Below are 7,578 nucleotides of genomic sequence, written 5' to 3'. Positions count from 1 at the left end.
GCGCTGCGCGCCGCGCCACCTCCCCCAGAGGGGGAGGATTTCGGTCATCGCATTCCTCCCTTTTGGGGAGGGGGACCGCGCGAAGCGTGGTGGAGGGGGAACCGCCCCACCGCCGTTGCCCGTAACCGCGCAGGCGGGTAGAGCGTTCGGCTTCTCCCGCCCAACCGAAGTTTCAGACCATGCACGACATCAGAGCCATTCGCGAGAACCCCCAGGTTTATGTCGCGGGCTGGTCGTCGCGCGGGGTCGATCAGGCCGACGGGCTGGTGGCGGACATCCTGCGATTGGACGCCGAACTGCGCCACGCCCAGACCACCGGCCAGGACGCCCTGGCCAAGCGCAACGCCGCCTCCAAGCTGATCGGCGCCGCCATGGGCAGGAAGGACATGGCCGAGGCCGACCGCCTGAAGGCCGAGGTCGAGGCCCTGAAGGGCGACATCGCCGCGGCGGCCGAGGTCGAGGCGCGCGTCGGCAAGGAACTGCGCGACCTGCTGGCGGGGTTGAAGAACCTGGCGGCCGAGGATGTGCCGGACGGCGAGGACGAAGCGGGCAATGTCGAGGTCTCGCGCTGGGGAACCCCACGCGAAGGCGGCCCGGCCAAGGATCACGCCGACCTGGGCGAGGCCCTGGGCATGCTGGACTTCGAGGCGGCGGCCAAGATGTCGGGCGCCCGGTTCGCGGTGCTGAAGGGCCAGCTGGCTCGGCTGGAACGGGCCGTGGGCCAGTTCATGCTGGACCTGCAGACGGATCAGCACGGCTATCTGGAAGTGAACCCGCCCTACCTAGTCGGGTATGATGCGATGTACGGCACGGGGCAAATGCCCAAGTTCTACGACGATCTTTTCCTCGTCATGGACCCTGAGACCCGGACTAAACTTCTCAAAGAGGCCTTGGCTGACAGCCAAGCTCCCCAAGGCGGTGGGCCTCTCGCGGAGTTGGTATTGAGTGCCGTGGAAGCTGCGCCCACCAAGGAGCAGCTATTCGCCATCCCCACTGCCGAAGTCTCCCTGACCAACCTCGTGCGCGAGACCATCCTGTCCGAGGACGACCTCGCCACGCCGATGCGGATGACGGCGCTGACGCCCTGCTTCCGCGCTGAAGCCGGGTCGGCGGGGCGGGATACGCGCGGGCTGATCCGCCAGCACCAGTTCTCCAAGGTCGAGATGGTGTCGATCGCGCGGCCGGAAGACTCCGACGCCGAGCACGAGCGGATGACGGCCTGCGCCGAGGCGGTGCTGAAGGCGCTGGAGCTGCCGTTCCGGCGGATGCTGCTGTGCAAGGGCGACATGGGCTTCTCGGCCCAGAAGACCTTCGACCTGGAGGTCTGGCTGCCCAGCCAGGGGACCTATCGCGAGATCAGCAGCTGCTCGAACTGCGGCGACTTCCAGGCGCGGCGCATGGATGCGCGGTTCAAGCGCGCCGGCGAGAAGAAGACCGAGTTCGTCCATACGCTGAACGGGTCGGGGCTGGCGGTGGGCCGGACGCTGGTGGCGATCATGGAGAACTATCAGCAGGACGACGGGCGGATCGCGGTGCCGACGGTGTTGCAGCCCTATATGGGAGGTTTGACCCATGTGGGCGTTTAATCCTCCCCCGTTGGGGGAGGGGGACCGCGAAGCGGTGGAGGGGGCCTTCCGCCCCCGTGCCGGTTCCGCCTTGCCCCCCTCCGGCGCGCTATGCGCGCCTGTCTCCCCCAACGGGGGGGAGATCGCATGAGAATCCTCCTGACAAACGACGACGGGATCGAGGCGGAAGGTCTTGAATCCCTTGAGCGGATCGCGCGGACGCTGAGCGACGACATCTGGGTGTGCGCCCCCGCCGTCGAACAATCGGCCAAGGGCCGGGGCATAACCCTGACCGAGCCGCTGCGGGTGCATAAGCATGGCGAACGGCGGTTCTCGGTGACCGGGACGCCGACCGACTGCGTCATCCTGGCGGTCAACGATCTGATGCCGCAGAAGCCCGATCTGGTGCTGTCCGGCGTCAACCGGGGGCACAATATCGGCGAGGACGTCAGCTATTCCGGCACGGTGGCGGGGGCGCTGCAAGGCATGGCCTTCGGCATCCGCTCCATCGCCCTGAGCCAGAGCCTGGAAAGGTTCCATGACGAGGTGGTCGCCCACTGGGAGACGGCCGAAGCCTTCGCCCCGGCCATCATTTCGCGTCTGCTGGACCAGAAATGGGCGCCGGGCGTGGTGATGAACCTGAACTTTCCCAATCTGCCGCCCGAACGGGTCGAGCAGATCGAGGTGACGACGCAAGGCTTCCGCGACGTGGGCGAGATGCATGCGGTGCGCCGCACTGACCTGCGGGGGCGCGACTATTACTGGATGAGCTTCCGCGGCGAGAAGCAGGAGCATGCCGAGGGCACGGACCTGAGGGCCATCGAGGCGGGGCGGATTTCGGTCACGCCTCTGCACATCGACCTGACCCACATGCCGAGCGTCCATGACCTGAAAAAGGTGCTGGGCGGGGCGCCGCCGAAGACGGTGAAGGCGGCATGAACCTGCACGACGACCGCGCCGGACGGCTGATCCTGTCGCTGCGCCAGCAGGGGGTGACGGACCCCCGGGTGCTGGGCGCGATGGAGAGCATCGACCGCGCGGTCTTCGTGCACGAAAAATTCCTGGATCAGGCCTGGGAAGACCAGGCCCTGCCGATCGACTGCGCCCAGACCATCAGCCAGCCCTATATCGTCGGCCTGATGACCCAGGCCCTGGACGTCCAGCCCCGTCACCGGGTGCTGGAGATCGGCACCGGCAGCGGCTACCAGTGCGCGGTGCTGAGCCGGCTGGCGCGCTATGTCTATTCGGTGGAGCGGTATCGCAGTCTGCTGGTCGAGGCCGAGGCGCGTCTGCGCGCCCTGGAGATCGAGAACGTCATCACCCGTCACGGAGACGGCGGCCTGGGCTGGATCGAACAGGCGCCCTTCGACCGGATCATGGTGACGGCCGCATCGCCGGGCGAGCCGACCGAACTGTTGAAACAGCTGAAGCCAAACGGGGTTCTGGTGGCGCCGGTGGGCCGCACCTCGGTGCAGATCCTGCACCGCTATGTGGGGCAAGGTGACGGCTCGTTCCGGCGCGAAAGCCTGACGGAAGTGCGGTTCGTGCCCCTGGTCGAGGGGACGGCGAAGGAGGGGTGAGACCTTCCCCCGCTTGCGGGGAAAGTGTCAGGTCGTGGCGCGAAGCGACACGCCTGACGATGGGGGAAGTCATGCTTCTTGAAAGAAAACTTCCCTCTCCGACCCTGGTCCGCTGCGCGGACGCCAGGCCACCTCTCCCGCAAGCGGGAGAGGGTCTGGACGGCCGTTAACCTTCCCGCCCCACTTTGGCGATGATTGCGGGCTTGGCTTGGGCGGCGCGAGCGGGCAAACCGGGCGGGCGGATTTAACCACGTAAGGAGCGGCCGGTGCAGGTGATGTCGGGCGGAATGAGAGCGGTTGTGATCTTGGCGGCGTCGCTGAGCGCAGCGGCCTGTATGACCTATCCGTCCGAGCCGCAGTATTCGACGCGCCCTGTTCCTGCCGGAGGCGCCCAGCCGCAGGCTCAGCAGGGCCCCTATGGTCAGCCGGCCCAACCGCAGACCCCCGCCCAACCGTATCAGCAGCCGCCGGCGACGGCGCCGGTCGGCTCGATCGACGGCGGGGCCCTGCCGCCGCCGGTTTCGGTCACGCCGGCCCAGCCGACCTATCCGGCGACGCCCGCCCCATCTTCGCCGCCCGCCGTGGTGACGCCGGGCGCGGCCTATGTGATCCAGCCGGGCGACACCATCTCGGGCGTCGGCCGGCGGTTCCAGACGCCGGTTCAAACCCTGATCGACCTGAACGGGCTGGGGCCGCGCGGCGCGATCACCAGCGGTCAAAGAATCATTCTGCCCGATTCCGCCGTGGACACGGGACGCGATCCCTACGCCACGGGGCCGTCGCCGGCCGGTGTGCTGGTGCCGAACTCGGGGGTGGTTCCGCCGCCCCCGCCGCCGCCCTCGGGCAATCCGGCCCTGCCGGCCCAGACGCGGCCGGTCCAGACGCGGCCGGTCGAGAGCGCGCCCGGTCCGGCGACGACGCCCGTCGCAGGCGGAACCATCGCCCTGCAATGGCCGGTGCGGGGCGACATCCTGAGACGGTTCGGTCCGGTCGGCATGGGCGAGCGCAACAATGGGATCAATATCGGCGCCTCGGCCGGCGCCTCGGTCGTGGCGGCGGCCGGTGGGCGCGTGGCCTATGTGGGCGACGATCTGGTGGGCCAGGGCCTGACGGTGCTGATCGTGCACAACGGCGGCTGGCGCACGGTTTACGGCCATCTGGGCTCGGCCACGGTCAAGGACGGCGACGACGTGCGCGCGGGTCAGCAGATCGGCACCGTGGGTTTGACCGCCGGGGACGGCCGCCCGTCGATCCATTTCGAGACCCGCCAGATGCGCGGCGACGACCCCGTGGCGGTCGATCCCCTGAGCGTATTGCCGCGCTGATCGTTCGTTACGTTGCAATCCGCGAAGCGCGGCCCTAGGTTCCGCGCCTCGTTTTAATGGGGGCGCCGACGAGGGCCGCCCCGCCTTGTGTTCGGAGAGACCCCATGGGCGCCCCAGCTGACGGCGGCATGATGGCCGTGATCATGCAGTTCCTGCCGATCGTCGCCATCTTCATCCTGTTCTACTTCCTGCTGATCCGTCCGCAGCAGAAGCGCGCCAAGGAACATGCGGCCGCCATCGCCGCCGTGAAGCGCGGCGACACGGTGGTCCTGTCCAGCGGCGCCATCGGCAAGGTGACCCGCGTCGAAGAGGCCGAGGTCAATGTCGAGATCGCGCCCAGCGTCAATATCCGCGTCGTCAAGGCGATGATCGCCGAGGTGCGCAACCGCACCGCCGTCGCCGCCAACGACTCCAAGGCCTGAGACCCGAAGCGTATCGCTGAACCTGGACTGTCCTCATGATTCAGCTGTCGCGCTGGAAAATCATTCTCGTCGTCGCCTCGGCGATCATCGGCTGCCTGCTGGCCTATCCCAACCTGCTGAGCCCGGCTCAGCGGGAGGCGCTGCCCGGCTGGCTGCCGAAGAACGCCCTGAACCTGGGGCTGGACCTGCAGGGCGGCTCCTATCTGCTGCTCGAGGTGGACGTGCCGGCGATGCGCGAGAAGCGCGTCACCAATCTGATCGAGGACGTGCGGGTGACCCTGAACGGCGAGGGCATCGCCACCAACGGCCTCCAGCGCGAGGCGGGCGGCGTCGTGGTCGCTTTGGCGGACCCGGCGAAACAGACCGCCGCCTTTGAAGCCCTGCGCCGCCTCGCCGGCGCGCCGGGACCGTCCGGCCAGGTCGAACGGACGGCCAGCCGCGTCGGTTCGGACCGGGTCCGATTCGCCTATACGGACGCGGCCCTGGCCGGCATGGGATCGACGGCGGTCGATCAGTCCATCGAAGTCGTCCGTCGCCGCATCGACAGCCTGGGTACGCGCGAACCCTCGATCACCCGCCAGGGCGCCGACCGGATCGTGGTCCAGGCGCCGGGCGAGAGCGATCCGCGCAAGCTGGAGGAGGTCATCGGCCAGACGGCGCAACTGACCTTCCAGATGGTGGACACTGAGAATTCGGTGACGGAGGCCCAGGCGGGTCGCGTGCCGCCGGACGCTGAACTGCTGACCGATGAACAGGGCACGCCCTATCTGGTCAAGAAGCGGGTTCTGGTCTCGGGTGAAAACCTGACACGGGCCTCGGTCGACGCCGATCAGAGCGGCCGCCCCGCCATCGGCTTCCGCTTCGACGGCGCCGGCGCCCGCCGCTTCGGCGAGGCGACCTCGGCCAATATCGGCAAACCCTTCGCCATCATCCTGGACGGCAAGGTCATATCCGCGCCGCGCATCAACAGCGCCATCACCAACGGATCGGGCATCATCGAAGGCCAGTTCACGATCCAGGAAGCCGCGACGATGGTGAACCTGCTGAACGGGGGCGCCCTGCCGGCGCCGCTGAACGTCGAGGAACGCCGGACCGTGACCGCCGAACTGGGCGCCGACGCCGTGGCCGCAGGCGCCCTATCGACCGCCGTCGGCTTCGCCATCATCGTGGTCTTCATGATCCTGGCCTACGGCCTCCTGTTCGGGGGCGTTTCGGTGGTCGGCCTGATCCTGAACGGCGTGCTGATCGTGGCGGCCATGTCGCTGACCCAGGCGACCCTGACCCTGCCGGGCATCGCGGGTCTGATCCTGACCTTCGCCGTGGCGGTGGACGCCAATGTGCTGATCTATGAGCGGATGCGCGACGAGGCCCGGGCGGGCCGCAGCGTGATCGCCAGCATGGACGCCGGATTCTCCAAGGCCTGGGGCACGATCCTGGACGCAAACGTCACCACCCTGGTGGCGGCGGCGATCATGTTCGTCTTCGGCGCCGGTCCGGTACGCGGCTTCGCCTGGACGCTGAGCATCGGCGTCTTCACCTCGGTGTTCTCGTCGGTTCTGGTGGCCCAGGTGCTGCTGGCCTACTGGCTCAAGACCGCCAAGCCCAAAAAACTGCCGATCGCGGAGTAATGGCGATGCGTGGATGGCCCCTCATCAAACTGCTGCCGCAGAAGACGAACTTCCATTTCGTCAAATACTCCCGGTACGCCGCCGTCCTGTCGGTGGTGCTGTGCATCGCCTCGATCGTGGGCTGTTTCGTGCCCGGCCTGAACATGGGCATCGACTTCCGGGGCGGCGCCTCGATGGAGGTGTCCAAGCCCGCCGGCCAGACCATCGAGCTGGACCGGGTGCGCGAGGCGGTGAACGGTCTGAACCTGGGCGACGTCCAGGTGCAGGGCATCGCCCGGCGCGACACCAATGTCGATGACGGCTCGACCGCCATCCTGCGCTTCCAGGTGCCGGAAGGCCGCGATCAGACCCAGGTGGTGAACCAGGTCGAGCGCGCCATCAGCGGCACGGTCGGCGAGGTGCAGTATTCGGGCGTCAGCGTGGTCGGGTCCAAGGTGTCCGGCGAACTGTTCACCTCGGGCCTGTTGGCCCTGGCCGTCGCTATCGGCCTGATGTTCCTCTACATCTGGTTCCGGTTCGAGCCGCAATTCGGCTTCGGCGCCGTGATCGGCCTGCTGCACGACGTGGTGCTGACCTTCGGCCTGATCGTGGTCTTCCGCCTGGAGTTCAGCCTGAACATGGTCGCCGCCATCCTGACCGTCATCGGCTATTCGATGAACGACACCGTGGTGGTGTTCGACCGGCTTCGCGAGAACCTGCGCAAGTACAAGACCATGCCTTTGGGCGAGGTGATCGACCTGTCGCTGAACGAGACCCTGTCGCGGACCATCATCACCGGCGTGACCGCCGTCATGGTGCTGGCGGCCCTGGCCCTGTTCGGCGGCGAAGCCCTGTTCGGCTTCTCGATCGCCCTGATGTTCGGCATCATCGTGGGCACCTATTCGTCCATCTATGTCGGCGCGCCGATCATCCTGCTCTGGGGCGTCAAGCGCGGCGCCCTGAACGAGGAGGCCAAGCCGGTTAAGCTGGGCATGGCCAGCCGGCCCTGATCAAGACGACCTAGGTCTGCGGGGAGCCTTGAATAGGCGACGAGGGTGTTTAGGGTGAGCGACCTGTGA

7 protein-coding genes are annotated in these 7,578 nt (G+C 67.6%); all 7 read left to right on the top strand.

Annotation, left to right across the window (positions count from 1 at the left end; genetic code table 11):
• Nucleotides 1-179: 179 nt before the first annotated feature.
• Nucleotides 180-1,586 carry a serine--tRNA ligase gene (gene serS / locus AC07XS_RS06970; protein WP_182714306.1) on the top strand — a complete coding sequence of 469 codons (1,407 nt, stop codon included), beginning with the start codon at nt 180-182 and terminating at the stop codon, nt 1,584-1,586.
• 126 nt (nt 1,587-1,712) lie between these two features.
• A complete protein-coding gene (surE, locus tag AC07XS_RS06965) occupies nt 1,713-2,504 on the top strand; it encodes a 5'/3'-nucleotidase SurE (protein ID WP_182714305.1) in 792 nt (263 codons plus the stop codon).
• Nucleotides 2,501-3,145: a protein-L-isoaspartate(D-aspartate) O-methyltransferase gene (locus AC07XS_RS06960; RefSeq protein WP_054765861.1), complete on the top strand. Its 645-nt coding sequence runs from the start codon at nt 2,501-2,503 to the stop codon at nt 3,143-3,145. The genes surE and AC07XS_RS06960 overlap by 4 nt, the downstream gene beginning before the upstream one ends.
• Before the next feature lie 275 nt (nt 3,146-3,420).
• Nucleotides 3,421-4,470, top strand: a complete 1,050-nt coding sequence (locus tag AC07XS_RS06955) for a peptidoglycan DD-metalloendopeptidase family protein (RefSeq protein WP_321208062.1) — start codon at nt 3,421-3,423, stop codon at nt 4,468-4,470.
• A 104-nt stretch (nt 4,471-4,574) separates the two neighbouring features.
• The gene (gene yajC / locus AC07XS_RS06950) at nt 4,575-4,892 is read left to right on the top strand and encodes a preprotein translocase subunit YajC (RefSeq protein ID WP_054765860.1); all 318 of its coding nucleotides are present in this window, start codon (nt 4,575-4,577) and stop codon (nt 4,890-4,892) included.
• 35 nt (nt 4,893-4,927) lie between these two features.
• Nucleotides 4,928-6,520 (top strand): protein translocase subunit SecD, encoded by a 1,593-nt coding sequence (gene secD, locus AC07XS_RS06945; RefSeq protein ID WP_054765859.1) that lies wholly within the window; start codon nt 4,928-4,930, stop codon nt 6,518-6,520.
• Nucleotides 6,520-7,509: a protein translocase subunit SecF gene (secF, locus tag AC07XS_RS06940; RefSeq protein WP_054765858.1), complete on the top strand. Its 990-nt coding sequence runs from the start codon at nt 6,520-6,522 to the stop codon at nt 7,507-7,509. The genes secD and secF overlap by 1 nt, the downstream gene beginning before the upstream one ends.
• Nucleotides 7,510-7,578: the final 69 nt, after the last annotated feature.

The organism is Brevundimonas sp. GW456-12-10-14-LB3, from assembly GCF_059424365.1.
Note: the sequence above shows the minus strand (reverse complement) of the source record. Positions and strands in the feature narration are given on the sequence as shown.

What these genes read in the sequence shown, in the direction of transcription:
- serS (WP_182714306.1), top strand. Translation starts at nt 180, where the DNA reads ATGCACGACATCAGAGCCATTCGCGAGAACCCCCAGGTTTATGTCGCG.
- surE (WP_182714305.1), top strand. Translation starts at nt 1,713, where the DNA reads ATGAGAATCCTCCTGACAAACGACGACGGGATCGAGGCGGAAGGTCTT.
- AC07XS_RS06960 (WP_054765861.1), top strand. Translation starts at nt 2,501, where the DNA reads ATGAACCTGCACGACGACCGCGCCGGACGGCTGATCCTGTCGCTGCGC.
- AC07XS_RS06955 (WP_321208062.1), top strand. Translation starts at nt 3,421, where the DNA reads ATGTCGGGCGGAATGAGAGCGGTTGTGATCTTGGCGGCGTCGCTGAGC.
- yajC (WP_054765860.1), top strand. Translation starts at nt 4,575, where the DNA reads ATGGGCGCCCCAGCTGACGGCGGCATGATGGCCGTGATCATGCAGTTC.
- secD (WP_054765859.1), top strand. Translation starts at nt 4,928, where the DNA reads ATGATTCAGCTGTCGCGCTGGAAAATCATTCTCGTCGTCGCCTCGGCG.
- secF (WP_054765858.1), top strand. Translation starts at nt 6,520, where the DNA reads ATGGCGATGCGTGGATGGCCCCTCATCAAACTGCTGCCGCAGAAGACG.